Source organism: Kitasatospora sp. NPDC048286 (assembly GCF_043201735.1).
Taxonomy (GTDB): Bacteria; Actinomycetota; Actinomycetes; order Streptomycetales; family Streptomycetaceae; genus Kitasatospora.
Genome location: NZ_JBICZE010000001.1, coordinates 139,187 through 163,360 on the forward strand (window position 1 = coordinate 139,187; position 24,174 = coordinate 163,360).

Annotated in this window: 25 protein-coding genes; 6 read left to right on the forward strand and 19 right to left on the reverse strand. The window is 72.9% G+C overall.

Going from position 1 to position 24,174, the window contains the following annotated elements; genetic code table 11:
• Positions 1-68: 68 nt before the first annotated feature.
• Positions 69-680 (reverse strand): response regulator transcription factor, encoded by a 612-nt coding sequence (locus tag ACGF13_RS00590; protein ID WP_014136228.1) that lies wholly within the window; start codon positions 678-680, stop codon positions 69-71.
• Between the two features lie 558 nt (positions 681-1,238).
• On the opposite strand from ACGF13_RS00590, the gene ACGF13_RS00595 reads away from it, so the two are divergent.
• The gene (locus ACGF13_RS00595) at positions 1,239-1,565 is read left to right on the forward strand and encodes a WhiB family transcriptional regulator (RefSeq protein WP_392867264.1); all 327 of its coding nucleotides are present in this window, start codon (positions 1,239-1,241) and stop codon (positions 1,563-1,565) included.
• A gap of 118 nt (positions 1,566-1,683) precedes the next feature.
• Here the strand turns inward: ACGF13_RS00595 and ACGF13_RS00600 are convergent, their stop codons facing one another.
• The 3 genes from ACGF13_RS00600 to groES all read right to left on the reverse strand — a co-directional run bounded on the left by ACGF13_RS00600 (position 1,684) and on the right by groES (position 4,863).
• Positions 1,684-2,676, reverse strand: coding sequence for a LysR family transcriptional regulator (locus ACGF13_RS00600; protein ID WP_392867266.1), 993 nt, complete (start codon positions 2,674-2,676; stop codon positions 1,684-1,686).
• Between the two features lie 132 nt (positions 2,677-2,808).
• Positions 2,809-4,440: a chaperonin GroEL gene (gene groL / locus ACGF13_RS00605; protein WP_392867268.1), complete on the reverse strand. Its 1,632-nt coding sequence runs from the start codon at positions 4,438-4,440 to the stop codon at positions 2,809-2,811.
• Positions 4,441-4,557: 117 nt separating this feature from the next.
• Positions 4,558-4,863 (reverse strand): co-chaperone GroES, encoded by a 306-nt coding sequence (groES, locus tag ACGF13_RS00610; RefSeq protein ID WP_014136232.1) that lies wholly within the window; start codon positions 4,861-4,863, stop codon positions 4,558-4,560.
• A gap of 250 nt (positions 4,864-5,113) precedes the next feature.
• Between groES and ACGF13_RS00615 the strand changes: the two genes are divergently transcribed.
• Together ACGF13_RS00615 and ACGF13_RS00620 are read left to right on the forward strand one after the other, a co-directional pair.
• Positions 5,114-5,449, forward strand: coding sequence for a hypothetical protein (locus ACGF13_RS00615; RefSeq protein WP_392867271.1), 336 nt, complete (start codon positions 5,114-5,116; stop codon positions 5,447-5,449).
• Between the two features lie 58 nt (positions 5,450-5,507).
• Entirely contained in the window at positions 5,508-6,704 is a 1,197-nt protein-coding gene (locus tag ACGF13_RS00620) for an SAM-dependent methyltransferase (protein ID WP_392867274.1), read from the forward strand.
• On the opposite strand, the gene ACGF13_RS00625 is transcribed toward ACGF13_RS00620, so the two are convergent.
• The 5 genes from ACGF13_RS00625 to tsaB all read right to left on the reverse strand — a co-directional run bounded on the left by ACGF13_RS00625 (position 6,680) and on the right by tsaB (position 10,231).
• On the reverse strand, positions 6,680-7,588 hold the full coding sequence (locus tag ACGF13_RS00625) for a polysaccharide deacetylase family protein (RefSeq protein ID WP_392867277.1): 909 nt from the start codon (positions 7,586-7,588) through the stop codon (positions 6,680-6,682). The two genes, ACGF13_RS00620 and ACGF13_RS00625, sit on opposite strands and share 25 nt — an antisense overlap.
• A gap of 91 nt (positions 7,589-7,679) precedes the next feature.
• A complete protein-coding gene (locus tag ACGF13_RS00630) occupies positions 7,680-7,964 on the reverse strand; it encodes a hypothetical protein (RefSeq protein ID WP_392867280.1) in 285 nt (94 codons plus the stop codon).
• The gene (tsaD, locus tag ACGF13_RS00635; RefSeq protein WP_392867283.1) at positions 7,961-9,052 is read right to left on the reverse strand and encodes a tRNA (adenosine(37)-N6)-threonylcarbamoyltransferase complex transferase subunit TsaD; all 1,092 of its coding nucleotides are present in this window, start codon (positions 9,050-9,052) and stop codon (positions 7,961-7,963) included. Before tsaD ends, ACGF13_RS00630 begins: the two co-directional genes overlap by 4 nt.
• The gene (rimI, locus tag ACGF13_RS00640) at positions 9,045-9,533 is read right to left on the reverse strand and encodes a ribosomal protein S18-alanine N-acetyltransferase (RefSeq protein WP_392868748.1); all 489 of its coding nucleotides are present in this window, start codon (positions 9,531-9,533) and stop codon (positions 9,045-9,047) included. Before rimI ends, tsaD begins: the two co-directional genes overlap by 8 nt.
• 23 nt (positions 9,534-9,556) lie before the next feature.
• On the reverse strand, positions 9,557-10,231 hold the full coding sequence (gene tsaB, locus ACGF13_RS00645) for a tRNA (adenosine(37)-N6)-threonylcarbamoyltransferase complex dimerization subunit type 1 TsaB (protein WP_392867285.1): 675 nt from the start codon (positions 10,229-10,231) through the stop codon (positions 9,557-9,559).
• A gap of 154 nt (positions 10,232-10,385) precedes the next feature.
• On the opposite strand from tsaB, the gene ACGF13_RS00650 reads away from it, so the two are divergent.
• Positions 10,386-10,958 carry a hypothetical protein gene (locus ACGF13_RS00650; protein WP_392868749.1) on the forward strand — a complete coding sequence of 191 codons (573 nt, stop codon included), beginning with the start codon at positions 10,386-10,388 and terminating at the stop codon, positions 10,956-10,958.
• 36 nt (positions 10,959-10,994) lie between these two features.
• Here ACGF13_RS00650 and ACGF13_RS00655 read toward each other — a convergent pair whose 3' ends face one another.
• The 5 genes from ACGF13_RS00655 to ACGF13_RS00675 form a co-directional block, all read right to left on the reverse strand.
• Positions 10,995-11,189, reverse strand: coding sequence for a hypothetical protein (locus tag ACGF13_RS00655; RefSeq protein WP_392867288.1), 195 nt, complete (start codon positions 11,187-11,189; stop codon positions 10,995-10,997).
• Between the two features lie 112 nt (positions 11,190-11,301).
• Positions 11,302-11,799, reverse strand: a complete 498-nt coding sequence (tsaE, locus tag ACGF13_RS00660) for a tRNA (adenosine(37)-N6)-threonylcarbamoyltransferase complex ATPase subunit type 1 TsaE (protein ID WP_392867290.1) — start codon at positions 11,797-11,799, stop codon at positions 11,302-11,304.
• 102 nt (positions 11,800-11,901) lie between these two features.
• Positions 11,902-13,146 carry an alpha/beta fold hydrolase gene (locus tag ACGF13_RS00665; RefSeq protein ID WP_392867293.1) on the reverse strand — a complete coding sequence of 415 codons (1,245 nt, stop codon included), beginning with the start codon at positions 13,144-13,146 and terminating at the stop codon, positions 11,902-11,904.
• Complete coding sequence (gene alr / locus ACGF13_RS00670) at positions 13,143-14,342, reverse strand: alanine racemase (RefSeq protein ID WP_392867296.1); 1,200 nt, start codon at positions 14,340-14,342, stop codon at positions 13,143-13,145. The genes ACGF13_RS00665 and alr overlap by 4 nt, the downstream gene beginning before the upstream one ends.
• Positions 14,343-14,447: 105 nt before the next feature.
• Positions 14,448-15,959 carry an NAD(P)H-hydrate dehydratase gene (locus ACGF13_RS00675; protein ID WP_392867299.1) on the reverse strand — a complete coding sequence of 504 codons (1,512 nt, stop codon included), beginning with the start codon at positions 15,957-15,959 and terminating at the stop codon, positions 14,448-14,450.
• A 171-nt stretch (positions 15,960-16,130) separates the two neighbouring features.
• On the opposite strand from ACGF13_RS00675, the gene ACGF13_RS00680 reads away from it, so the two are divergent.
• Positions 16,131-16,688, forward strand: a complete 558-nt coding sequence (locus ACGF13_RS00680; protein ID WP_392867302.1) for a Uma2 family endonuclease — start codon at positions 16,131-16,133, stop codon at positions 16,686-16,688.
• A gap of 34 nt (positions 16,689-16,722) precedes the next feature.
• Here ACGF13_RS00680 and glmS read toward each other — a convergent pair whose 3' ends face one another.
• Positions 16,723-18,579: a glutamine--fructose-6-phosphate transaminase (isomerizing) gene (gene glmS / locus ACGF13_RS00685; protein WP_392867305.1), complete on the reverse strand. Its 1,857-nt coding sequence runs from the start codon at positions 18,577-18,579 to the stop codon at positions 16,723-16,725.
• Positions 18,580-18,678: 99 nt separating this feature from the next.
• On the opposite strand from glmS, the gene coaA reads away from it, so the two are divergent.
• Positions 18,679-19,674, forward strand: coding sequence for a type I pantothenate kinase (coaA, locus tag ACGF13_RS00690; RefSeq protein ID WP_392867308.1), 996 nt, complete (start codon positions 18,679-18,681; stop codon positions 19,672-19,674).
• A 67-nt stretch (positions 19,675-19,741) separates the two neighbouring features.
• Here coaA and glmM read toward each other — a convergent pair whose 3' ends face one another.
• The 4 genes from glmM to ACGF13_RS00710 all read right to left on the reverse strand — a co-directional run bounded on the left by glmM (position 19,742) and on the right by ACGF13_RS00710 (position 24,155).
• Positions 19,742-21,106 carry a phosphoglucosamine mutase gene (glmM, locus tag ACGF13_RS00695; protein WP_392867310.1) on the reverse strand — a complete coding sequence of 455 codons (1,365 nt, stop codon included), beginning with the start codon at positions 21,104-21,106 and terminating at the stop codon, positions 19,742-19,744.
• A gap of 165 nt (positions 21,107-21,271) precedes the next feature.
• Entirely contained in the window at positions 21,272-21,775 is a 504-nt protein-coding gene (gene rpsI / locus ACGF13_RS00700; protein WP_392867313.1) for a 30S ribosomal protein S9, read from the reverse strand.
• A 45-nt stretch (positions 21,776-21,820) separates the two neighbouring features.
• On the reverse strand, positions 21,821-22,264 hold the full coding sequence (gene rplM / locus ACGF13_RS00705) for a 50S ribosomal protein L13 (RefSeq protein ID WP_030055846.1): 444 nt from the start codon (positions 22,262-22,264) through the stop codon (positions 21,821-21,823).
• 232 nt (positions 22,265-22,496) lie between these two features.
• Positions 22,497-24,155, reverse strand: coding sequence for an ABC-F family ATP-binding cassette domain-containing protein (locus ACGF13_RS00710; RefSeq protein WP_392867316.1), 1,659 nt, complete (start codon positions 24,153-24,155; stop codon positions 22,497-22,499).
• Positions 24,156-24,174 lie beyond the last annotated feature (19 nt).

A 24,174-nucleotide genomic window follows, 5' to 3' on the forward strand; every position in this document is an offset into this window, starting at 1 on the left:
ACACGCCCGTGCGGGACCCGCTCCGGGAACCTCCGGCGGCACGCCGCAACCGGCGGCGCCACCGGTGGTCAGCGGACCAGGCCCCAGCGGAAGCCCAGCGCCACCGCGTGCGCCCGGTCGGAGGCCCCGAGCTTCTTGAACAGCCGTCGGGCGTGGGTCTTGACGGTGTCCTCGGAGAGGAACAGCTCGCGGCCGATCTCGGCGTTGCTGCGGCCGTGGCTCATGCCCTCCAGCACCTGGATCTCACGCGCCGTCAACGTCGGCGCGGCACCCATGTCGGGGCTGCGCAGCCGGCGCGGGGCGAGCCGCCAGGTCGGGTCGGCGAGGGCCTGGGTGACGGTGGCCCGCAGCTCGGCGCGCGAGGCGTCCTTGTGCAGGTACCCGCGGGCACCCGCGGCGACCGCCAGCGCGACCCCGTCGAGGTCCTCGGCGACGGTGAGCATGATGATCCGCGCGCCCGGGTCGGCGGACAGCAGCCGCCGGACCGTCTCGACCCCGCCGAGGCCGGGCATCCGGACGTCCATCAGAACGAGATCGGAGCGGTCGGCCACCCAGCGGCGGAGGACCTCCTCCCCGTTCGTCGCGGTGGTGACCCGGTCCACACCGGGTACGGTCGCGACCGCGCGGCGAAGCGCCTCGCGGGCGAGCGGGGAATCGTCGCAAACGAGAACGGAAGTCATGACCGTCGTCCTCCGCAGCTGATCCGCGTCACGTTGAGCCTCCTGGCTGGTACGAACCTCTCCGACACGGCCGATCGGCGACAGACTCCGTGCGATCGCCCCAACCTGCCCGCGATCGTTCCCGACGTCCGGCGCCCGCTAACCGCCTCCGCACTTCCAACGACCGTCACTCGAATGAGTTACGGCCTTCGGGGCCATCTCCACCACTGTACGTGGCCAATCCATTACCGATCAGCCGCATCGCGGTGCACACGCCGCACTTTTGCGCAGCTCGCGCGCGGTCGGCGTACGACCCGCACACCGATTCGGCACGTCGCGCGCCCGTCGGCCACCCGATTGCCACGCCCGCGCCCGGCGGAGCCCTTGCCCACTATGCCCGCTTTTATAGCTTTCGTATGGTCATTGACTGTTGTGCCAGTGTGTGGGTGACTTGTCCATGGAGTTGCCTTAAGTCATATTTCCAGGTGTCCACACCAGTGCAGAAGCCCGCCGCACCGCTCGGCAGCAGACCCGCCGAACGCCCGGCCCACGGCCGACAGCCTCTGAAGGGAATGAGCCATGGCAGATTTCTCCCGCCTCCCCGGTCCCAACGCGGACCTCTGGGACTGGCAGCTCTCCGCAGCCTGCCGTGGCGTGGACAGCTCGCTCTTCTTCCACCCCGAGGGCGAGCGCGGGGCCGCGCGCAGTTCGCGCGAGGCCAGCGCCAAGGAGGTCTGCATGCGCTGCCCGGTGATCGCCGAGTGCGCGGCGCACGCGCTGGCGGTCCGCGAGCCGTACGGCGTCTGGGGCGGGATGACCGAGGACGAGCGCGAGGAGATGCTGGGCCGCTCACGACACCGGCTGGTCGAGGTCCCGCTCACCCCGCCGGTGGTCGCCCAGCGCTAGACCCGCCCCTACGAGCGCAGTGAAGAAACGTTTCTTCGCGGCGCTTCAGCCTGTCGGCCCACCGTACGCCCGTCAGTTCACCCTGGGTGCGGCGCCACGGCGGCTTCGTCACCCACCGTCAGCGATCGGCGGCCGCCCCCGCCAGCCGCTCCAGCATCAGCGCGACGGCCGGCACCTCGGCCAGGTCCGGCAGGGTCAGCGCGACCACCTGGCGCACCGCCGGCGCCCCGGAGGCCGTCCGCACCGGCACCGTCGACACGCCGTCAGGACGCACCGACCGGAGCGCCAGCCGCGGCAGCACCGCCACCCCCAGCCCGGCCGCCACCAGGCCGACCACCGCCGGGTAGTCGTCCGTCGCGAAGTCGATCCGGGGCTCGAAGCCCGCCCCGGCACACAGCTCCACCAGGTGCCCCCGGCACTGCGGACAGCCGGCGATCCACTGCTCCCCCGCCAGCTCGGCCAGCCCCACACCCTGCCCGGCCAGCGGGTGGGCGGCGGGCAGCAGGCCCACCAGCGGGTCGTCCAGCAGCGGGGTGACCACCAGGTCGGACCAGTCCGTGCCGGCGGTCAGCTGCTGCGCCTCCAGGTTGGCCTCGGCCCGCGCCTCGCGCGGCGTTCCGTGGGCGGGCGCCGGGAGCGCGACGGCGCCGTCGGACTGCGGGTAGCGGAAGGCCAGCGCGATCTCGCACTCGCCCCCGCGCAGCATCGCCAGCGACTCCGGCGGCTCCGCCTCGACCAGCGACACGCGCACCCCCGGATGGCTGTCCCGCAGGCGGGCGACCGCGGGCGGCACCAGGGTGGAACTCGCGGTCGGGAAGGAGACCAGCCGCACCCGCCCGGCCCGCAGCCCGGCGATCGCGGCCACCTCCTCCTCGGCCGCGGAGAGCCCGGCCAGGATTCCGGTGGCATGCTTGAGCAGGACCCGCCCGGCCTCGCTGAGCTGCATCCCGCGGCCCGAGCGGACCACCAGCGGGGTGTCCACCGACTTCTCCAGGGCCTTCATCTGCTGGCTGATGGCGGGCTGGGTACACCCCAGCTCGCGGGCGGCGGCGGAGAAGGAGCCGGTGCGGGCGACGGCACGCAGGACGCGCAGGTGGCGGGCCTCGATCATGCCTTAGTTATAAGGCAAACTTTGCATTCTGCAAAATTCTACTGATAGTTGAAGCGTGAAGGTGAACGCCGGAGGCCCGGCCCGCCTCCCCTCGCGGGGCGCGGACCGGGCCTCCGGTCAGGCGTCGGAGCCTCAGTGCGAGTGGCCGTGGCCGTGCGAGTGGCCGTGACCGCTGTCGGCCTCCTCCTCCTTCTTCTCCACCACGAGGGTCTCGGTGGTGAGGAGCAGGGAGGCGATCGAGGCGGCGTTCTCCAGGGCGGAGCGGGTGACCTTGACCGGGTCGATGACGCCGGCCTTCAGCAGGTCGCCGTACTCGCCGGTGGCCGCGTTGTAGCCGTGACCGGTCTCCAGCTCGGCGACCTTGTGGGTGATGACGTAGCCCTCCAGGCCGGCGTTCTGGGCGATCCAGCGCAGCGGCTCGTGCAGCGCCTTGCGGACCACGGCGACACCGGTGGCCTCGTCGCCCGACAGGCCCAGGCCGTCCTCCAGCACCTTGGCGGCGTGGACCAGGGAGGCGCCACCACCGGCGACGATGCCCTCCTCGACCGCGGCGCGGGTCGCCGAGATGGCGTCCTCCAGGCGGTGCTTGCGCTCCTTCAGCTCCACCTCGGTGGCGGCGCCGACCTTGATGACGCAGACGCCGCCGGCCAGCTTGGCCAGGCGCTCCTGCAGCTTCTCGCGGTCCCAGTCGGAGTCGGTCGCGGCGATCTCGCCCTTGATCTGGGCGACGCGGCCGGCCACGGCCTCGGCGTCACCGGCACCGTCGACGACCGTGGTCTCGTCCTTGGTGATGGTCACGCGGCGGGCGGTGCCCAGCACGTCCAGGCCGACCTGGTCGAGCTTGAGGCCGACCTCCTCGGAGATGACCTGGCCACCGGTCAGGACGGCCAGGTCGCCGAGGATCGCCTTGCGGCGGTCGCCGAAGCCCGGGGCCTTGACGGCGACGGCGTTGAAGGTGCCACGGATCTTGTTCACGACCAGGGTCGACAGCGCCTCGCCGTCGACGTCCTCGGCGATGATCAGCAGCGGCTTGGAGGCACCGCCCTGGAGGATCTTCTCCAGCAGCGGCAGCAGCTCCTGGATGGAGGAGATCTTGCCCTGGTTGATCAGGATGTACGGGTCCTCCAGGACCGCCTCCTGCCGCTCCGCGTCGGTGACGAAGTACGGCGACAGGTAGCCCTTGTCGAACTGCATGCCCTCGGTGAAGTCCAGCTCCACGCCGAAGGTGTTCGACTCCTCGACGGTGATGACACCGTCCTTGCCGACCTTGTCGATCGCCTCGGCGATCAGCTCGCCGACCTGGGTGTCCTGCGCGGAGAGGGACGCGACGGCGGCGACGTCGTCCTTGCCCTCGATCTCGCGGGCGATGGACAGCAGGTGCTCGGAGACGGCGGCGACGGCCTTGTCGATGCCCTTCTTCAGGGCGGCCGGGCCGGCGCCGGCGGCGACGTTGCGCAGACCCTCGTTGACCAGGGCCTGGGCCAGCACGGTGGCGGTGGTGGTGCCGTCACCCGCGACGTCGTTGGTCTTGGTGGCGACCTCCTTGACGAGCTGCGCGCCAAGGTTCTCGTACGGGTCGTCCAGCTCGACCTCACGGGCGATGGTGACACCGTCGTTGGTGATGGTCGGGGCGCCGAACTTCTTGTCGATGACGACGTTGCGGCCCTTGGGGCCGATGGTCACCTTGACGGTGTCGGCCAGCTTGTTGACACCGCGCTCCAGCGAGCGGCGGGCGTCCTCGTCGAACTGCAGGATCTTCGCCATGTTCCCTATTCCCTCGGGGCTGCGGCCGGCCCACCGGCCGCCGAACTACGTGAACCAACAACCACGCCCCGGGCCACTGTCACGGAGGACACGGATCCGGGGCGGGTCGGGACGTCTTTACTTCTCGATGATCGCGAGAACGTCGCGGGCGGAGAGCACCAGGTACTCCTCGCCCTGGTACTTCACCTCGGTGCCGCCGTACTTCGAGTACAGGACGATGTCACCCACGGCGACGTCGAGCGGCAGACGCTGGCCGTCCTCGAAGCGGCCCGGGCCGACGGCCAGGACGACGCCCTCCTGGGGCTTCTCCTTGGCGGTGTCCGGGATAACCAGGCCGGAGGCCGTGGTGGTCTCGGCGTCGAGCGGCTGGACCACGATGCGGTCCTCGAGCGGCTTGATGGCAACCTTGCTGCTGGTGGTCACGTCCGAGCTCCCCTTCGGAGATTACGGGGTTTTCTAACGGGTAGGGGCGATCCTGCGGGCCTGCCGTCGCGGGGGTCAGACACGCGTCGTCGCGTTAGCACTCTCCTGGTGGGGAGTGCCAAGGACGACCATAGGGCCGTGTTAGCACTCAGTCAACCAGAGTGCCAACGGCGCGCCCTGGGGCCCCCGGTTCCGCGGATGAGTAGCCGTACTCATGTGCGACGCCGCCCGCCCCGACAGACTCCCTGCCATGACTCCGATCCCGGCCCGCATCGACCCGTCCAGGCTCAAGGACGCGGCGCTCTCCCTGCTGGCACTGCCGCTGCTGGGAGCCGCGCTGCCGTTCGTCGTCTTCTCCTTCGTCGTCTGCCTCGGCAGCGGCCCCGGCCACGGGGACGACGGGGACGGGCTCATCTGGGCCTTCCTCGGCATCGGGATGCTGGCCGCCCCGGTCGTCACCCTGGCCGTGGGCCTCGCGGTCGCCTTCCGCACCCGGCGGTCCGGCTACCGCCTCCTCCCCGCCACCGCAGCGCTCTCCCCGCTCATGCTGCCGGCGGTCTTCTCCTCGGGCGTCCTGTGGCGGTGACGACGCCCGGCGCGATCGTGATCGCGTTCCTCCCCGGCCGACCGGCGAGAATGGCCCCGTGGACACCGAGAACCTCCAGCCGCTGCTGACCCCCGAGGGCCAGGCCCTGCTCGCCGAGCTGCGCGAGTTCACCCCCGAGGAGGAGCTGGCGCTGGCGACGCGCCTGCGGCGGGAGCACCCGGCGGAGCTGGTGTCGGCGGCGTTCGGGCAGGCGCGGCTGCGGCAGCGGGCGCGGGCGAAGTTCGGGGCGGACGCCGACCTGATGTACTTCACGCCCAACGGAGTCGAGCAGTCCACCCGGCGCAGCGTCGCCGAGTGGCGGGCGCGGCGGTTCGCCGACCTCGGCGTACGGCGGCTGGCGGACCTGTGCTGTGGCATCGGCGGCGACGTGCTGGCGCTGGCCCGGGCGGGCATCGAGGTGCTGGCCGTCGACAAGGACCCGGCGGCCTGCGCCGCCACCGCGGCCAACGCCGCCGCGCTGGGCCTGGCCGAGCTGGTCGAGGTGCGCTGCGCGGACGTCGCCGAGGTGGACGTCACCGGCTACGACGCGGTGTTCACCGACCCGGCCCGGCGCACCTCGCGCGGCCGGGTGTTCGACCCGGAGGCGTACGCCCCGCCGCTCTCCTGGGCGATCGAGGCGGGCCGGCGGACCCCGATCGGCGCCCTGAAGGTGGCCCCTGGCATCCCGCACGAGGCCGTGCCCGAGGACGCCGAGGCCGAGTGGGTCTCCGACCACGGCGACGTCAAGGAGGCGGTGCTCTGGTTCGGCACCCGGGCCGCGAGCCCGCACCGCGCCACCCTGCTGCCGCAGGGCGCCAGCCTGACCGGCGGCGACCTGCCCGACCCGCCGGCCGGCCCGGTCGGGCGCTACCTGTACGAGCCGGACGGCGCGGTGATCCGGGCCCACCTGGTGGCCGAGGTGGCCGGGCAGGTGGGCGGCCGGCTGATCGACCCGAAGATCGCCTACCTGACCTCGGACGAGCTGGTCGCCACCCCGTACGCGCACGCCTTCGAGCTCACCGACGTGCTGCCGTTCAACATCAAGAAGCTGAAGGCGCTGCTGCGCGAGCGCGCGGTCGGCACGGTGGTGATCAAGAAGCGCGGGATGGCGATCACCCCGGAGGAACTGCGCCGCCAGCTCAAGCCCTCCGGGCCGAACACCGTCACGGTGATCCTCAGCCGCACCGACCACGGACCGCTGATGATGCTGGGGCAGCCCGTACGGGCTCCTCAGGACGCGGGCGCCTGGACGTAGTCCTCCAGCCGGGCCACCGAGAAGCCCTGCTCCTGGATCCGGGCCAGCAGGTCGCCGAACATCTGGGTCATCGTGGCGCCCTTGAGCTCCTTGGGGCCGCGGAAGTGCGCCAGGATGATGTCGCCGGGCTTCAGCTTCTTGTCCCCCGACTGGTACTGCATGTCGTGGATCTGCATCGACTCGCGCCACAGCACGATCGCCCGCGGGCCGCACTGCTGGACGGAGGTGTTGAGCGTCGGGGTGTTGGCGCCGTCGCCGAACGGCGGGCGGAACAGCAGTGGGGCGGTGCCGTACTGCTGGGTGAGCGCGGACTGCGCGTCGCAGATCTCGGACTTCTGCTTCTCCGCCGGGATCTTGCTCATCACCGGGTGGTCGACGGTGTGGTTCTGGACGTGGTTGCCGAGTGCCTGGAGCGGCTTGAAGTAGCCGTAGTCGTTCTTGACGATGTCCCGGGTCAGGAACATCGATATCGGCACCTTGAGGTCGGTGAGCATCTCGACGAACTTCGGGTCCTTCTCGGCTCCGTCGTCGATGGTGATGAAGACGACCTTGTCGCTCGTCTTCACCTCGCTGAACACCGGTACGGGGCCGGTCCGTTCGAGCTTGATCGGCTTGTCGGCGGGCGGCGCCGGGGCGGGGGCGAGCGGGGTGAGGTTCCACTTGGCCCAAGCCGCCGCGGCCGCTCCCGTGGAGGCGCCGGCCGAGGGGGTCGCGGCCGCGCCGATCGGCGCCGGCGCGGCGCTCTGGGGTGCGGTCGGCGCGCTCGTGGCGGCCGGGGCGGCGCTGCCGCCGCTCCCGTTACTGCCGCACGCGGTGGCGAGGGCCAGCACCGCCAGCGCCCCCACCGCGTACGTCCTGGTCCTGCTCCGCCCGTCCCTGATCACCGCAGCCGCTCCCGGTTCCCGTTCAGCCTTCTATCAGCTAAGCACGGTAATGACCGGGCCCGCGGTTCCCGACCGGGGGCTACTCGACGGACTACTCGGAGGGCTGCCCGACGGGCTGCTCGACGTGCTCGCTGGTGAAGGCCCAGCGGTGCACCGGGCGGCCGAGCAGTTCGGCCGGCGGGTCGGCGACGGGCACCGGCTCACCGTTCCACCAGGCGATCAGCAGCACCCGCTCCCCCGGGGCGGAGAGCAGTTCGAGGCGCTCCAGCCCGGCCGCGCCACGGAGTCCGGGCAGCGCCGACTCCCGTACCCAGGCGGCGAGTTCGGCCGCCCGGCCGGCGGCCGCCCGGGCCTCCCACATCGCGGCGACGGTCATGCCGCGCCACCGCCGAGGGCCTCGTAGGCCTGGCCGTGGAAGTCCGTGTGCGGCACGTGGACCTCGGTGACGGGCAGCGAGGAGTCCGCCGACAGGTCGAAGGCGGACGGCGTGCGGTCGCGCCACACCATCTCGGAGCCCAGCGCCGCGACCATCGCGCCGTTGTCGGTGCACAGGCCCGGCCGGGGCACCCGCAGCCGGATGCCGGCCCGGTCGCAGCGCTGCTGGGCCATCTCGCGCAGCCGCGAGTTGGCCGCCACGCCGCCACCGATCATCAGGTGGTCGACGCCGTTGTCCTTGCACGCCTTGACGGCCTTGCGGGTGAGCACGTCGGTGACCGCCTCCTGGAAGGACGCCGCCACGTCGGCGATCGGCACCTCCTCGCCGGCCCGGCGCTTGGCCTCGACCCAGCGGGCGACGGCGGTCTTCAGACCGGAGAAGGAGAAGTCGTACTCCGGGTCGTTCCTGCCGCTCAGGCCGCGCGGGAAGGCGATCGCCTTCGGGTCGCCCTCGCGGGCCGTGCGGTCGACGATCGGGCCGCCGGGGAAGCCCAGGCCGAGCACCCGGGCGACCTTGTCGAAGGCCTCGCCGGCCGCGTCGTCGATGGTCGCGCCGAGCGGGCGGACGTCGCTGGTGATGTCCTCGCTGAGCAGCAGCGAGGAGTGCCCGCCGGAGACCAGCAGGGCCATCGTCGGCGAGGGCAGCCGGCCGTGCTCCAGCTGGTCGACGCAGATGTGCGAGGCGAGGTGGTTGACCCCGTACAGCGGCTTGTCCAGCGCCCAGGCGTACGCCTTCGCGGCGCTGACGCCGACCAGCAGCGCGCCGGCCAGGCCGGGGCCGGCGGTGACGGCGATGCCGTCCAGGTCGGTCGCCTTGATCCCGGCGGTGTCCAGCGCGCGCTGGATGGTCGGGATCATCGCCTCCAGGTGCGCCCGGCTGGCGATCTCCGGGACGACGCCGCCGAAGCGGGCGTGGTCGTTGACGCTGGAGGCGACCGCGTCGGCCAGCAGCGTGGTGCCGCGCACGATGCCGACGCCGGTCTCGTCGCAGGAGGTCTCGATGCCGAGGACGAGCGGTTCGTCAGCCATGGCGGGTGTCCTCAATGTCCTTCGGGTCAGTGCTGTCAGTGCTCGGGTGGTCGAGGCGCATCACCAGCGCGTCGACGTTGGCGGGCTGGTAGTAGCCGCGCCGGATGCCCACCGGTTCGAAGCCGTGGCGCTCGTACAGCCGCTGGGCGCGCGGGTTGTCCACCCGCACCTCCAGCAGCAGCTCGGCGCACTCGCGCCGGGCGGCCTCCCGGATCAGGTCGGTGAGCAGCGCCGCGCCGAGGCCGGCGCCCTGGTGGCGCTCGTCGACGGCGATGGTCTGGACGTCGCCCTCGCCGGCGATCGCCATCAGCCCGGCGTAGCCGACGATCCGGCCGTCCGGGGCGGTCGCGACGGTGTAGTGGCGGGTGCCGCCGGGGTGGGACTCGGCCAGCTCGGACCAGAACATCCCGGCGGACCAGGCGTCCTCGGGGAAGAGCCGCAGCTCCAGCTCCAGCACCGGCGCGATGTCCCACCAGCGCATCGGGCGCAGGGTGGTGCCGTGGTTCACGCCGGGAGCACCGCCTTGCCCCCTAGAACGGTCTTGTAGGCCGCGGGGACCTGGGCGTCCGGGCGGCGCAGGTACAGCGGGTGGTTCGGCAGCAGCTCGCGCCCGGCGGCCAGTTCGGCGGCGGCGAAGCCGGCCAGCGCGCCGGCCGAGACGTGCGCGGGGCCGTGGGCGCCGGGGAAGGCGTCGGGGTAGAGCAGCGCGCCGGCGCCGACGGAGCGTTCCTGCGGGGTCAGCTCGGCCGGGCGGTCCACGCCGGGGCCCTCGGTGCGGCGGCCCTCGGCGTCGTACGAGGCCCAGTAGACCTCCTTGCGGCGCGCGTCGGTGGCGACCGTGAACGGCTGCCCTTCCAGCCCCTCGGCGCGGGCCTGGAAGGCGATCGCGTCCAGGGTGCAGACGCCGTGCACCGGCAGCCCGAGCGCGTGGCCGAGCGCGGCGGCGGTCACCAGGCCGACCCGCAGGCCGGTGTACGGGCCGGGGCCGACGCCGACCGCGATGCCGGTCAGCCGGTGCTTGTCCACACCGGCGGCCCGCAGCACCTGGTCGATCGCGGGCAGCAGCAGTTCGCCGTGGCGCCTGGCGTCGACCTGGTGGGTCTCGGCGAGAACGGCCGTGCCGTCGTGGACGGCGGCGGTGACGGCGGGGGTAGCGGTGTCGAACGCGAGCAGCAGCACGGGTCAAGGTTAGACCGACGTTGGGCCGACCGGCCGATCGGCAAGGTGTACCACCCAGGAACACACATCCGAGGCACTGCGACCCGCGCGGATGAACCTGGCACGATGGGGCCGTACGTAAAGGGACGGCGGCGGGAGCGGCAACGTGGCGAAGATGGGTCCTGGAGTGGTGGTCACGGGGTTGACCCTGGGGGCCCTGGCGGTGGTGAGCCTGCTGGCCTTCCAGGCCAACGGCGCCCAAGACCGGGCGGGCGGCGCCAAGCCCACCGCCACCACCACGGCGACCGGCACGGCCACCGCCGCGGCGCCGACCGCCGCACCCACCCCGACCGTCCCGACACTGCCGACCGGCGCCGTCTCGGGCACCGGCATCCGGGTGGTGTACTCGATCGGCAGCCACTACGTCTGGCTGGTCGACCCGAAGAAGACCCCGCAGGTCGCGGCCGCCTTCCCGGTCACCCCGGGCTCGGTCGAGCCGGCCCCCGGCAGCTACGCGGTGTACAGCCGCACCCAGACCACCACCGGGTCGGACGGCAAGCAGATCGAGCACGTGGTGCGCTTCGCGCAGCAGAACGGCGTGGTGTTCGGCTTCAGCGCGGCGGTGGACGGCGCGACGCCGACCGTCGACCCGAGCGCCAAGACCGGCGGCATCCGCAGCGGCCGCCCGGAGGGGCAGCTGCTCTGGGACTTCGCGCCCAAGGACACCAAGGTGGTCGTGATCGCCTGATCCGGGCGGCCCGCTCAGGGCCCGGGAGGACCGGCCTCACGCGGCCCGGGGCGTCCGCGCCTCGGGCCGTTCGTGCTGCCCGGGCCGGGGTTCGGGCGGAGTGGACACCGCCTCGGCGGCCGCGCAGGCGGCCAGCAGCGCCCGCATCGGCTCTCCCGGAGCGCGGCGGGCGGAGTCTCCGGCCCCGGCGGCGGGGACCGCGCGCTTCGGGACGGGGGTGGGGCTCGACATGGCGCCTCCCTAGTTAGGCAGACCTAACCGCAGCACCCATCCCACCACGCCCGGCACCCCGCCCGCAACATCTTGCCGACAGCTTGTCGGCAACGTGTCGGCAACACGTCGGCTATCCGAGGTCCGCCAGCGCCGCGTCCGCCCAGCGCGGGCCGATGCCCGTCAGCACCACCCGGCGCGGGTCCTGGTCGTCGCCGTCCGCGGTGTCACCGATGGCACGCTCGATCCGGACCTCCAGCCGGTCCTCGGACAGCCGCTCGACCTTGCCCTCGCCCCACTCGACCACGACCACCGACTCGGGCAGCGAGACGTCCAGGTCGAGGTCCTCCATCTCGTCCAGGTCCCCGCCCAGCCGGTACGCGTCCACGTGCACCAGCGCCGGGCCGCCGACCAGCGAGGGGTGCACCCGGGCGATCACGAAGGTCGGCGAGGTCACCGCCCCGCGGACCTGCAGGCCCTCCCCCAGGCCGCGGGTCAGCGTGGTCTTCCCCGCCCCCAGCTCGCCGGAGAGCAGCACCAGGTCCCCCGGCCGCAGCAGCGCGGCCAGCTCCCGGCCGAGCCGGCCCATCCGCTCCGGGGTTGGGACGGTGAGAGTGGCGTGCGAGCCCATGCGCGTGTCTTGCCCTTCGGTCCGTACCGGCGCACCGACCACCGGCCGCCACCGCTACCGTGCCACATCCGCGCGCCCCTGTGCGGTGGGCGGGGCCCTGAGTCACACCGGATCGGCGACGCTCTCCGCGGCCCGCTCCCGGGCCAGGTCGAGGACGGCCGCGGGCAGCGGCGCCGCCCCGGCGAAGCCGGCGGCCCGGCGCAGCAGCCGCGCCAGCTCGTGGTCGACCAGCTCGGGGCGCTCCAGCATCACCAGGTGCCCGGCGCCCTCGGCCGGCACCAGCTCGGCGCCGGGCAGCCGCTCGGCGATCGCCTCGCTGTGCGTCGAGGGCGTCAGCAGGTCCTTCGTCCCGGCCAGCACCAGCGCGGGCAGGCCGCGCAGGGCGACCAGCGCCTCGTACTTCTCGTGCGCCCCGAACACCGGGTAGAACTCGGCGACCACGTCGATCGGGGTGGCGTCCAGCAGCTGCTCGGCGAAGCGCACCACGCCGGGGTCGACGTCCCGGCCGCCGAAGGAGAACCTCCGGTAGAACACCGCGGCCACGTCCGAGCCCAGCCGCCTGGTCGCCTCGACCAGGTCGACCTGGCGGCCCAGCAGCTTCACCATCCCGGGCGCGACCTTCTTGAACAGCTTCGCGCCGGCCTTCGGCAGGCCCAGGCTGACGTCGTTCCAGTCCCCGGCGAGGGTCCCGATCAGCGCCACGCCGGCGACACGCTCGCGGAACAGCTCCGGGTGCTGGTCGGCCAGCGCCATCACCGTCATGCCGCCCATCGAGTGGCCCACCAGCACCAGCGGCCCGGTCGGGGCGACGGCGTCGATCACCGCCTTGAGGTCGCCGCCCAGCTGGTCGATGCCGGCCGGCTCCCCCGCCAGGTAGGAGCGGGAGCGCTCGGAGCGGCCGTGGCTGCGCTGGTCCCAGAAGACCAGCCGCATGCCGTCGCGCAGCGCGGCCCGCTGGAAGTGCCAGCTGTCCTGGTTGAGGCAGTAGCCGTGGCAGAACACCACGGTCAGCGGTTCCGGGCGGTGGCTCGCTGCGCGGCCGTCGCCGTCCGGCTCGCTCCAGCCGGTGCCGTCCAGCTCGACGTACAGCTCGGTGCCGTCCGGCGCGGCCACCGTCCGCGGACGGCCGCGCAGCGAGCCGTACGGGGCGTTCGCGTCCAGCTCGGCCCGGGCCCTGCGGCGCATCGCCCGGCCGACGGTCAGCCGCTCTATCGCGACGCCCGCGGCCGCCCCGGCCGCCAGCACGCCGACCGAGATCCCGATCACTCCCGCCCGGCTCACCCCGGCGGCGCCGGCCGCCTTGGCGACCGCCGCGACCGGACCTCGCTCGGCCGGTGCGTCGGTCATGCCGACGGGCCCTCGGCGTGGCTGCCGCCCAGGTAGCGGCGGGGCACCCGGGCGCCGATCCGGGTGATGATCTCGTACGAGATGGTGCCGCAGGCGCGGGCCCAGTCCTCGGCGGTGGGCTCGCCGCGCTCGCCGTTGCCGAACAACAGCACCTCGTCGCCGATCTCCGGGGTGTCGCCGCCGAGGTCCACCACGAACTGGTCCATCGCGACCCGGCCGGCCACCGTGCGCCACTTGCCGCCGATCTGCACCGGGCCGGTGCCGCTGGCGTGCCGGGGGATGCCGTCGCCGTAGCCGAGCGGCACCAGGCCCAGGGTGGTCTCGCCCGGCGTCGTGTAGTGGTGGCCGTAGCTGACCCCGTGTCCGCCGGGGACGTGCTTGACCAGCGCCAGCCGCGCGGTCAGCGCCATCACCGGGCGCAGCCCGAAGTCCGCCGGGGAGCCCACCTCGGGCACCGGCGACAGCCCGTACGCGGCCAGGCCGGTGCGGACCAGGTCGAAGTGCGCCTCGGGCAGCAGCAGGGCGGCCGGGGAGTTCGCCAGGTGCCGGACCTCGGGGCGCAGCCCGGCGGCCTCGGCCGTGGCCAGCGCGGTGCGGTAGGAGTCCAGCTGGGCCTGGATCGACGGGTGGCCGGGCTCGTCCGCCGCGGCGAAGTGCGACCAGACGCCGACGACCGTCAGCAGTCCCTCCGCCTCGGCCCGGCGGGCGGCGGCCACCAGCTGCGGCCAGTCGTGCGGCTGGCAGCCGTTGCGGCCGAGGCCGGTGTCGGCCTTCAGGTGCACCCGGGCCGGGATGCCGGTCTCGCGCACGGCGGGCAGCAGCTCGTCCAGCGCCCACTGGCCGCTGACCGAGATGTCCAGGTCCGCGCGCAGCGCCTCGCGCCACGGGCCGCCCGGCGTCCACAGCCAGCACAGGATGCGGGCCTGCTCGGGGCGGATGCCCGCGGCCCGCAGTGCCAGCGCCTCGTCCGGGGTCGCGCAGCCGAGCCAGCCGACGCCGTTCGCGACCGCCTCCCGGGCGCACTCGACCGCGCCGTGGCCGTAGGCGTTCGCCTTGACCGCGAGCATCACCGCCGCGTTGCCGACGCGCTCGCGCAGCGCCGCGAGGTTGCCGCGCAGGGCGGCGAGATCGATGGTCGCCTCGGCCCGTACGCCGTCGGTGAGGGTGGCCGTGCCGGTCGTGTTCGCAGTTGTCATCAGGGTCAGTCTCCCAGACGTCCCGGAGTCCTCGCCGAACGGCCCGTCGGGCACGACGGCCCCCTACGACGCGCCGACGTGCGGCGGACCGCCCGTTCACCCCGTTCAGGACGCCGCGACCGGACGTTCCGGTTCCGGCGCCCACCCCTCGCGGACCGCCCGCCACACCGCCGGCAGCGCCCCGGCCACCGCGAGCGCCGTCGTCGGGGCGCCCGGCGCGCCCGCCGCCTCGCGGCCGGCCAGGCCGTGCAGGTAGGCGGCCACCGACGCGGCGTCCAGCGGCGCGAGGCCCGCCGCCAGCAGGGAGCCGGCCAGCCCGGCCAGGACGTCGCCGCTGCCGGCGGTGGCCAGCCAGGAGGTGCCGGTCGGGTTCACCCGGACGGCCCCGCCCGGGTCGGCGACCACCGTGGTGGAGCCCTTCAGCAGCACCGTCGCGTGGTAGTGCGCCGCCAGTCGGCGGGCGGTGGCCAGCCGGGCCGCGGCCAGGTCGTCGGCGGCCGGCGGCGCGCCGCCCTCGGCGCCCGCGAGCAGCCGGGCGGCCTCGCCGGTGTGCGGGGTGAGCAGGGTGGGCGCGGTGCGGCCGGCCAGCGCGTCCGGACCGAGCCGGCCCAGCTCGGTCAGGCCGTCCGCGTCCACCAGCACCGGGACGTCGCTCGCCAGCGCCTCGGTCAGCGCCTGCCGCGCCCCCTCGCCGCCGCCCGGCCCGACCACCCAGGCCTGCACCCGCCCGGCACCGGCCGGGCCGCCCTCGGTGACCAGCGTCTCCGGGAAGCGCCGCACCACCTCCTCGGCCGCCGTGCCGACGTACCGGACGGCGCCCGCGCCGCCGTGCAGCGCCCCCGCCACGGCCAGCAGCGCCGCCCCCGGGTAGGTCGCCGAGCCGGCCGCCACCCCGACGACGCCGCGACGGTACTTGTCGCTCTCCGCGCCCGGCGCCGGCAGCAGCGCCGCCACGTCCGCGTGCTGGAGCGCCGTCACCTCCGCGGCGGGCGGCTCCAGCCCGATACCGACCAGCTGCACCACGCCCGCATACGAGGCCCCCGGGTCGACCAGCAGCCCGGGCTTGTACGTGCCGAAGCAGACCGTGACGTCCGCCCGCAGCGCCGCGCCCGGCACCTCGCCGGTGTCGGCGTCCACCCCGCTCGGCAGGTCCACCGCCACCACGGTCCCGGACCGCGAGGCCCGCGCGTACGGCTCCGCCTCGGGGCGCAGCCCGCCCCGGCCGCCGATGCCGACGATGCCGTCCAGCACCAGGTCCGCGCGCGAGAAGTCGGCCAGGCCGACTTCCTGCTCCACCGTCACCCGTCCGCCGGCGGCCCGCAGCGCGGCCAGCCCGCCCGGGTGCGCCTTCTCCGGCGCCAGCAGCACCGCCGTCACCCGCGCCCCGCGCCGGGCCAGCGCGGCCCCGGCGTACAGGGCGTCACCCCCGTTGTCCCCGCTGCCCGCCAGCACCGTCACCCGACTGCCGTACACCCGCCCCCGACGCCGCGTCAGCAGCCGCGCGCAGGTCGCCGCCAACCCCGCCGCCGCCCGCTGCATCAGCGTGCCCTCCGGCAGCCGCGCCATCAGCTCCGCCTCCGCGGCCCGGACGGTTTCCACAGGGTGTGCATGGCGCATGGCGGGTCTCCCTCGGCGATCGGCGTACCACCGACGCTAGCCCGCGCCGCGGCCCCACGGCAGGCCGGACTGCGGCACACTTTCGAGTGACACCCACTTCGATGCCCCGCCGGTGTCGGTCCGTACGCCTACCTTGTGGCTCGGCACGGACCCACAGGAGGGAGAAGGGCCATGGTCGCCATGCCAGCCGTCGAGGGCCCGCTGGGCCGGGACAACCTCCTCCAGGCGTTCCTGGAGCTGGAAACGCCGCCCGGCTACAAGGCCGAGCTCGTCGAAGGGGAGATCGTTGTGACGCCACCACCGGACGGAGAGCACGAGGCCGCGTTCTCCCTGTTGAACCGGCAGTTCATGCGCAAGGCCGAGGCCGAGTTCGACCTGTCCGGCAACAAGGGGCTGGTCGTGCCGTCCGGGCGGTTCATCCCTGACGGAACCGTCAGCCCGGTCGGGCATTTCCTCAACGCCGATTCGTGGGCGGACGCCGCCGGCGTACTGCTCGTCTTCGAGGTCACGTCCACCAGCCCGGGCAGGGACCGCGAACAGAAGCGCCGCGGGTACGCCGCTGCCGGCATCCCCTGCTACCTGCTGGTCGACCGGGGCAAAGGCACGGTCACCCTGTTCACCAAGCCCGAGGGCGACGACTACACCGAGAAGGAGCCGGTCCCGTTCGGCAAGCCGATCGACCTGCCCGCCCCATTCTCCTTCACCCTCGACACGGCGCCCCTGCGGTAGGGCACAGCCACCGCAGGGGCGTCGTGGTCGTCACTTACTCGACGGTGACCGACTTCGCCAGGTTGCGCGGCTGGTCGACCTCGTGGCCCTTGGCCGTGGCCAGCTCGCAGGCGAAGACCTGGAGCGGGACGGTGGCGACCAGCGGCTGGAGCAGGGTCGGGGTGGCCGGGATGCGGATCAGGTGGTCCGCGTACGGGACGACGGCCTCGTCGCCCTCCTCGGCGATCACGATCGTGCGGGCGCCGCGGGCCCGGATCTCCTGGATGTTGGAGACGATCTTGTCGTGCAGGATCGACCGGCCGCGCGGCGAGGGCACGACCACCACGACCGGCAGCCCCTCCTCGATCAGGGCGATCGGGCCGTGCTTGAGTTCGCCCGCCGCGAAGCCCTCGGCGTGCATGTACGCCAGCTCCTTGAGCTTGAGCGCGCCCTCCAGGGCCACCGGGAAGCCGACGTGGCGGCCGAGGAACAGCACCGAGCGGGCGTCGGCCAGCGAGCGGGCCAGCTCGCGCACCGGCTCCATGGTCTCCAGGACCTGCTCGACCTGCTTCGGCGCGTCGCCGAGCTCCTTGATGACGGCGAAGATCTCGTCGCCCCACTTGGTGCCGCGCACCTGGCCCAGGTACAGGGCGACCAGGTAGCAGGCGACCAGCTGGGTCAGGAACGCCTTGGTGGAGGCGACCGCGACCTCCGGGCCGGCGTGGGTGTACAGCACCGCGTCCGACTCGCGCGGGATGGTGGAGCCGTTGGTGTTGCAGATCGCCAGCACCTTGGCGCCCTGCTCGCGGGCGTGCCGCAGGGCCATCAGGGTGTCCATGGTCTCGCCGGACTGCGAGATGGCGATGACCAGCGTGCCCGGGCCCATGATCGGGTCGCGGTAGCGGAACTCGGAGGCGACCTCGACCTCGCAGGGGATGCGGGTCCAGTGCTCGATCGCGTACTTGGCGATCATGCCGGCGTGGAAGGCCGTGCCGCAGGCCACGATGACGACCTTGTCGACCGAGCGCAGGTCGGCGTCGGAGATCCGCAGCTCGTCGAGGGTGAGCCGGCCGTCGGTGCCGATCCGGCCGAGCAGGGTGTCGGCGACCGCCTTCGGCTGCTCGGCGATCTCCTTGAGCATGAAGTAGTCGTAGCCGCCCTTCTCGGCGGCGGAGGCGTCCCAGTCGACGTGGTACTCGCGCACGTCGGCCGGGGTGCCGTCGAAGTTGGTGACGGTCACGCCCTCGCGGCGCAGCTCGACCACCTGGTCCTGGCCCAGCTCGATCGCCTCACGGGTGTGGGCGATGAAGGCGGCGACGTCCGAGGCGAGGAAGTTCTCGCCCTCGCCGCGGCCGACCACCAGCGGCGAGTTGCGGCGGGCGCCGACGACCACGTCCGGCGCGTCCGCGTGCACGGACACCAGGGTGAAGGCGCCCTCCAGCTGACGGCAGACCACCCGCATGGCCTCGGCGAGGTCACCCGCGTAGGCCTCGCCCAGCAGGTGGGCGACGACCTCGGTGTCGGTCTCGGACCGGAGGGTGTGGCCGCGCTCGGCGATCTCGGCGCGCAGCTGGGCGAAGTTCTCGATGATGCCGTTGTGCACCACGGCCACCCGCTGCCGGTCGTCCAGGTGGGGGTGGGCGTTGGCGTCCGTCGGGCCGCCGTGGGTGGCCCAGCGGGTGTGGCCGATGCCGGTGGTGCCGCCGGGCAGAGGGGACTCGGCGAGCGACTTCTCCAGGTTGGCGAGCTTGCCCGCCTTCTTGTCCGTGGCCAGGCTCCACTGCCCCTCGGAGTCCTGGACCTGCACCGCGACACCGGCCGAGTCGTAACCCCGGTACTCCAGGCGCTGCAAGCCTGCGATTACTACGTCGAGGGCGGACTGAGCGCCCACGTATCCAACAATTCCGCACATGCGTGCCAGCATAAGGGCGGTTCTGTGGCCGTTTTCCCGCCGCGCGCGAACGCTGCGTGACCGACACCACAGCAACCGTGAACGGCGCGACGGCTCACAATGGAGCATGTGCTGACCGAACTCTGTACGCGGGGCGCCGCCACGCCCGGCCCGTCCCCGTCTCCCTACGTGGACCTCAGCCGGGCCGAGTGGAGCGCACTGCGCGAGCGTACGCCGCTGCCGCTGAGCGCCGAGGAGGTGGAGCGGCTGCGCGGCCTCGGTACCGCCCTCGACCTGGACGAGGTCCGCGACGTCTACCTGCCGCTGTCGCGACTGCTGAACCTGTACATCCACGCCACGCACGAGCTGCGCGGCGCGCTGGGCACCTTCCTGGACACCCCGGACACCGAGCGCACCCGCACCCCGTTCATCATCGGCGTGGCCGGCTCCGTCGCGGTCGGCAAGTCGACCACCGCCCGTCTGCTCCAGGCGCTGCTCGCCCGCTGGCCCGAGCACCCCCGGGTCGAACTGGTCACCACCGACGGCTTCCTGCTGCCCAACGCCGAGCTGCGCCGCCGCGGCCTGATGGCCCGCAAGGGCTTCCCGGAGTCGTACGACCGCCGGGCGCTGATGCGGTTCGTCGCGGACGTGAAGGCGGGCAAGGAGCGGGTCAGCGCGCCGGTCTACTCGCACCTGGTGTACGACATCGTGCAGGGCGAGCGGCTCACCGTGGAACGCCCGGACATCCTGATCGTCGAGGGCCTGAACGTGCTCCAGCCGGCCCTGCCCGGCACCGACGGCCGCACCCGCCTCGCGGTGGCCGACTACTTCGACTTCTCGATCTACGTCGACGCCCGGACCGACGACATCGAGCACTGGTACCTGGACCGCTTCCGCAAGCTGCGGCAGACCGCCTTCCAGGACCCGAACTCCTACTTCCGCCGCTTCACCGAGGTGCCGGAGGAGGAGGCGATGGAGTACGGCCGGCAGGTCTGGCGCACCATCAACAAGCCCAACCTGCTGGAGAACGTCCTGCCGACCCGCGGCCGGGCCACCCTGATCCTCCAGAAGGGCCAGGACCACAAGGTCCGCCGGGCGCTGCTGCGCAAGCTCTGAGGCGTCATCGGAGCAACACCGACGGCCCCCACCGGAACCCGGTGGGGGCCTCGTGCCGTACGGGGGCTCAGCCCAGGTGGGTGCGCACCGCCTCGGCCAGCCGCTGCGCGACCGCCTCGGCCTGCGCCGGGTCGGCGGCCTCGACCATCACCCGGACCAGCGGCTCGGTGCCCGACGAGCGCAGCAGCACCCGGCCGGTGGAGCCCAGCTCGGCCTCGGCGCCGGCGACCGCGGCGGCCAGCTCGGTGCTGGTCCGCACCCGGGACTTGTCGACGCCCTTGACGTTGATCAGCACCTGCGGCAGCCGGGTCATCACGGCGGCCAGGTCGGCCAGCGGCTGCTTGGTGGCGGCCAGCCGGGCGCCCAGCATCAGGCCGGTCAGGGTGCCGTCACCGGTGGTGGCGTGGTCCAGCAGGATCACGTGGCCGGACTGCTCGCCGCCCAGCGCGAAGCCGTGCTCCTTCATCGCCTCCAGCACGTAGCGGTCGCCGACGGCGGTCTCCACCAGCTCGACGCCCTCGCGCTCCATCGCCAGCTTGAAGCCGAGGTTGGACATCACGGTGGCCACCGCGGTGTTGCGGCGCAGGGTGCCGGCCTCCTTCATGGCGACGGCGAGGATGGCGATGATCTGGTCGCCGTCCACCTCGTTGCCCTCGGCGTCGGCGGCCAGGCAGCGGTCGGCGTCGCCGTCCAGGGCGATGCCCAGGTCGGCCTTGTGCTCCTTCATCGCGACGCGCAGCCGGTCCAGGTGGGTGGAGCCGACGCCGTCGTTGATGTTGAGGCCGGTGGGCTCGGCCCCCAGGGTGTGGACCACCTCGGCGCCGGCCCGGGCGAAGGCCTCGGGGGCGACGTAGGCGGCCGCGCCGTGGGCGCCGTCGATGACGACCTTGACGCCGTCCAGGCGGTTGGGCAGCACACCGATCAGGTGGGCGACGTACTTGTCGAAGCCCTCGGTGTACTCGCGCACCCGGCCGACGGCCGCGCCGGTCGGACGGTTCCAGTCCTCGTCGCCGAGCGAGTGCTTGCGGTAGTGGGTCTCGATCGCGTCCTCGATCCGGTCGTCCAGCTTGTGGCCGCCGCGGGCGAGGAACTTGATGCCGTTGTCCGGCATGGCGTTGTGGCTGGCGGACAGCATCACGCCGAAGTCGGCGCCGAGCGCGCCGGTGAGGTACGCCACGGCCGGGGTGGGCAGGACGCCGACCCGCAGGACGTCGACGCCCGCGCTCGCCAGACCGGCGATGACGGCGGCCTCGAGGAACTCGCCCGAGGCGCGCGGGTCACGGCCGACCACCGCGACCGGCCGGTGGCCGTCGAAGGCGCCGGCCTCACCGAGCACATGGGCCGCCGCGACCGACAGGCCGAGGGCCAGCTCCGCCGTCAGGCCCTCGTTGGCCACCCCGCGCACGCCGTCCGTACCGAAGAGTCGTCCCACTGTCCCGTCCTCCATCACCACTGCTCGGAACCCAACCGATGATCCCGGCCGCCGCACAGTAGCCGGGGAACACGTCGCCCCGGAGTACGCGAGGTACTCCGGGGCGACGGTTTCGCGCAACCAGGGGGTGCGCCGCCAGGGCGGACCGCACCCCCGGGGAGGCGATTAGCGCTTGCTGTACTGCGGCGCCTTGCGGGCCTTCTTCAGACCGGCCTTCTTGCGCTCGACGGCGCGGGCGTCACGGGTCAGGAAGCCGGCCTTCTTCAGCGCGCCGCGGTTGTTGTCCACGTCGGCCTCGTTCAGGGCACGGGCGACGCCGAGGCGCAGCGCGTAGGCCTGGCCGGAGACGCCGCCACCGCTGATGCGGGCGACGACGTCGTAACGGCCGTCCAGCTCCAGGAGCTTGAAGGGCTCGTTCACGGTCTGCTGGTGCACCTTGTTCGGGAAGTAGCCCTCGAGGGTGCGACCGTTGATCTTCCACACGCCGGTGCCGGGGACGATGCGCACGCGGGCGATCGCCTCCTTGCGACGGCCCAGGCCGGCGCCGGGGACGGCCTCGCCGAAGCGGCCGGCCAGCGACTCGGAGGTGTAGCTCTCCTCGGAGGTGTACTCGCCCTCGACGACGGTCTCGTCGAAGTCGACCTCAAGGGTTTCAGTGGTCTCGGCCACGGTGTTCCTCAGCTCTTTTCAGTGTTGGGGGGCTTGGTGGCCGAATTACTGCGCGACCTGGGTGATCTCGAACGGCACCGGCTGCTGGGCAGCGTGCGGGTGCTGGTCGCCCGAGTAGACCTTCAGCTTCGAGAGCATCTGGCGACCCAGGCTGTTCTTGGGGATCATGCCCTTGATGGCCTTCTCGACGGCCTTCTCCGGGTTGTTCGCCAGCAGGTCGTCGTAGCGCACCGAGCGCAGACCACCCGGGAAGCCCGAGTGGCGGTAGGCCAGCTTCTGGGTCTTCTTGTTACCGGACAGGTGCACCTTGTCGGCGTTGATGATGATGACGAAGTCACCAGTGTCAACGTGCGGCGCGTAGATCGCCTTGTGCTTACCCCGGAGGAGGTTGGCGGCCTGGGAGGCCAGGCGGCCCAGCACGACGTCGGTCGCGTCGATGACGTGCCACTGACGCTGGACGTCGCCGGGCTTGGGGCTGTACGTACGCACGGTCGTAGCCTTCGCTTTTCAGTGAGTGAGTCCTGACAGGAGCACCCGGACGGAAGAGCAGCCTGGCCATCCTTGGACGCAATTCAAGGGGGACCGCTGGTCGACGACCTGATGTCTCCGGCGTACCGACCTCTCACGTGAGATAGAGCGAGCCAATACGCACATCAAGCGTCCAGGTTACCGGCAGGGCGGGGACGGGTCAAAAATGCCCGGGACCGACCCCCGCCGTCACTCAGCGTTCGCGCTCCACCCGGGTCACGTCCCAGACCGGCTCCGGCGACTCGTACACCCGGCCGTCCGCGCCGAACACCAGGAAGCGGTCGAAGGTCTTGGCGAACCAGCGGTCGTGGGTGACGCACAGCACGGTGCCGTCGAAGGCCTCCAGGCCGGCCTGCAGGGCCTCGGCGCTCTCCAGGTCCAGGTTGTCGGTCGGCTCGTCGAGCAACAGGGCCGTCACGCCGGAGAGTTCGAGCTTGAGGATCATCAGCCGGGCCTGCTGCCCGCCGGACAGCGACTCGAACTTCTGCTCCTCCTGGCGGTCCAGCTCGTACCGGCGCAGCGCGCCCATCGCGGCGCCACGGCTGAGCGCGTGCTCCTCCTCGACGATCGACCGCACGGTGCGGCCGAACAGCTCCGGGTGGGCGTGGGTCTGCCGGAAGTGGCCGGGCACGACCCGGGCGCCGAGCTTCCAGTCGCCGGTGTGCGCGACCGACCCGTCACCGGCCAGCAGCCGCAGGAGGTGTGACTTGCCGGCGCCGTTGGCACCCAGCACCGCGACCCGCTCGCCGTAGAAGACCTCCAGGTCGAAGGGCTGCATCAGGCCGGTGAGCTCCAGCTGCTCCATGGTGAAGGCGCGCACGCCGGTGCGCCCGCCCTTGAGCCGCATGGTGATGGTCTGCTCGCGCGGCGGCGCCTCCGGCGGACCGGCGTCCTCGAACTTCTTCAGCCTGGTCTGGGCGGCGGCGTAGCGGGAGGCCATCTCGTGGCTGACCGCGGCGGCCTGGCGCAGGGTGACGACCAGCTTCTTGAGCTTGGCGTGCTCCTCGTCCCAGCGGCGGCGCAGCTCCTCGAAGCGCTCGAAGCGGGCCTTGCGGGCCTCGTGGAAGGTGTCGAAGCCGCCGCCGTGCACCCAGACGCTGCTGCCGGTGGCGCCGGTCTCGACGGCGATGATCTTGTTCGCGGTCTTGGAGAGCAGCTCGCGGTCGTGCGAGATGAACAGGACGGTCTTCGAGGTGGCCTTGAGGGCCTCCTCCAGCCAGCGCTTGGCCGGGACGTCCAGGTAGTTGTCGGGCTCGTCGAGCAGCAGCACCTCGTCGGGGCCGCGCAGCAGCGCCTCCAGCACGAGCCGCTTCTGCTCGCCGCCGGAGAGGGTGTTCAGCCCGCGCCACTGGGCCTTGTCGAAGGGCATCCCCAGGGCCGCCATGGTGCAGACGTCCCAGTCGGTCTCGTAGTCGTAGCCGCCGACGTCGGCCCAGTCGGAGAGCGCCTGGGCGTAGGCCATCTGCGTCTTCTCGTCGTCCTGGGCGATCATCGCCAGCTCGGCGGCGTCCACCGCGCGGGCCGCCTTGGCGATCCGCTCCGGAGCGACGGACACCAGCAGGTCGCGCACCGAGGCGTCGGCCGGCAGCGCGCCGGGCGTGGCCTGCTGGTCCTCGCGGCCGGTGGTGCCGACGAACTGGCGCATCACGCCGAGCCCGCCGCTGATCGTCACCGAGCCGCCGTGCGGCTGGATGTCCCCCGCGATCATGCGCAGCAGCGTGGTCTTGCCGGCGCCGTTGGCGCCGACCAGGGCGACCGCGGCGCCCTCGCCCACCCGGAAGGACGCGTCGTCGAACAAGACGCGCCCGTCCGGCAGGTAGTACTCCAGGTGCGAAATCTCGACGTGTCCCATGGGAGCGATTCTCCCAAGC

What these genes read in the sequence shown, in the direction of transcription:
- ACGF13_RS00590 (WP_014136228.1), bottom strand. Translation starts at nt 680, where the DNA reads ATGACTTCCGTTCTCGTTTGCGACGATTCCCCGCTCGCCCGCGAGGCG.
- ACGF13_RS00595 (WP_392867264.1), top strand. Translation starts at nt 1,239, where the DNA reads ATGGCAGATTTCTCCCGCCTCCCCGGTCCCAACGCGGACCTCTGGGAC.
- ACGF13_RS00600 (WP_392867266.1), bottom strand. Translation starts at nt 2,676, where the DNA reads ATGATCGAGGCCCGCCACCTGCGCGTCCTGCGTGCCGTCGCCCGCACC.
- groL (WP_392867268.1), bottom strand. Translation starts at nt 4,440, where the DNA reads ATGGCGAAGATCCTGCAGTTCGACGAGGACGCCCGCCGCTCGCTGGAG.
- ACGF13_RS00615 (WP_392867271.1), top strand. Translation starts at nt 5,114, where the DNA reads ATGACTCCGATCCCGGCCCGCATCGACCCGTCCAGGCTCAAGGACGCG.
- ACGF13_RS00630 (WP_392867280.1), bottom strand. Translation starts at nt 7,964, where the DNA reads ATGACCGTCGCCGCGATGTGGGAGGCCCGGGCGGCCGCCGGCCGGGCG.
- tsaD (WP_392867283.1), bottom strand. Translation starts at nt 9,052, where the DNA reads ATGGCTGACGAACCGCTCGTCCTCGGCATCGAGACCTCCTGCGACGAG.
- rimI (WP_392868748.1), bottom strand. Translation starts at nt 9,533, where the DNA reads ATGCGCTGGTGGGACATCGCGCCGGTGCTGGAGCTGGAGCTGCGGCTC.
- ACGF13_RS00650 (WP_392868749.1), top strand. Translation starts at nt 10,386, where the DNA reads ATGGGTCCTGGAGTGGTGGTCACGGGGTTGACCCTGGGGGCCCTGGCG.
- ACGF13_RS00655 (WP_392867288.1), bottom strand. Translation starts at nt 11,189, where the DNA reads ATGTCGAGCCCCACCCCCGTCCCGAAGCGCGCGGTCCCCGCCGCCGGG.
- tsaE (WP_392867290.1), bottom strand. Translation starts at nt 11,799, where the DNA reads ATGGGCTCGCACGCCACTCTCACCGTCCCAACCCCGGAGCGGATGGGC.
- ACGF13_RS00665 (WP_392867293.1), bottom strand. Translation starts at nt 13,146, where the DNA reads ATGACCGACGCACCGGCCGAGCGAGGTCCGGTCGCGGCGGTCGCCAAG.
- alr (WP_392867296.1), bottom strand. Translation starts at nt 14,342, where the DNA reads ATGACAACTGCGAACACGACCGGCACGGCCACCCTCACCGACGGCGTA.
- ACGF13_RS00675 (WP_392867299.1), bottom strand. Translation starts at nt 15,959, where the DNA reads ATGCGCCATGCACACCCTGTGGAAACCGTCCGGGCCGCGGAGGCGGAG.
- ACGF13_RS00680 (WP_392867302.1), top strand. Translation starts at nt 16,131, where the DNA reads ATGGTCGCCATGCCAGCCGTCGAGGGCCCGCTGGGCCGGGACAACCTC.
- glmS (WP_392867305.1), bottom strand. Translation starts at nt 18,579, where the DNA reads ATGTGCGGAATTGTTGGATACGTGGGCGCTCAGTCCGCCCTCGACGTA.
- coaA (WP_392867308.1), top strand. Translation starts at nt 18,679, where the DNA reads ATGGAGCATGTGCTGACCGAACTCTGTACGCGGGGCGCCGCCACGCCC.
- ACGF13_RS00710 (WP_392867316.1), bottom strand. Translation starts at nt 24,155, where the DNA reads ATGGGACACGTCGAGATTTCGCACCTGGAGTACTACCTGCCGGACGGG.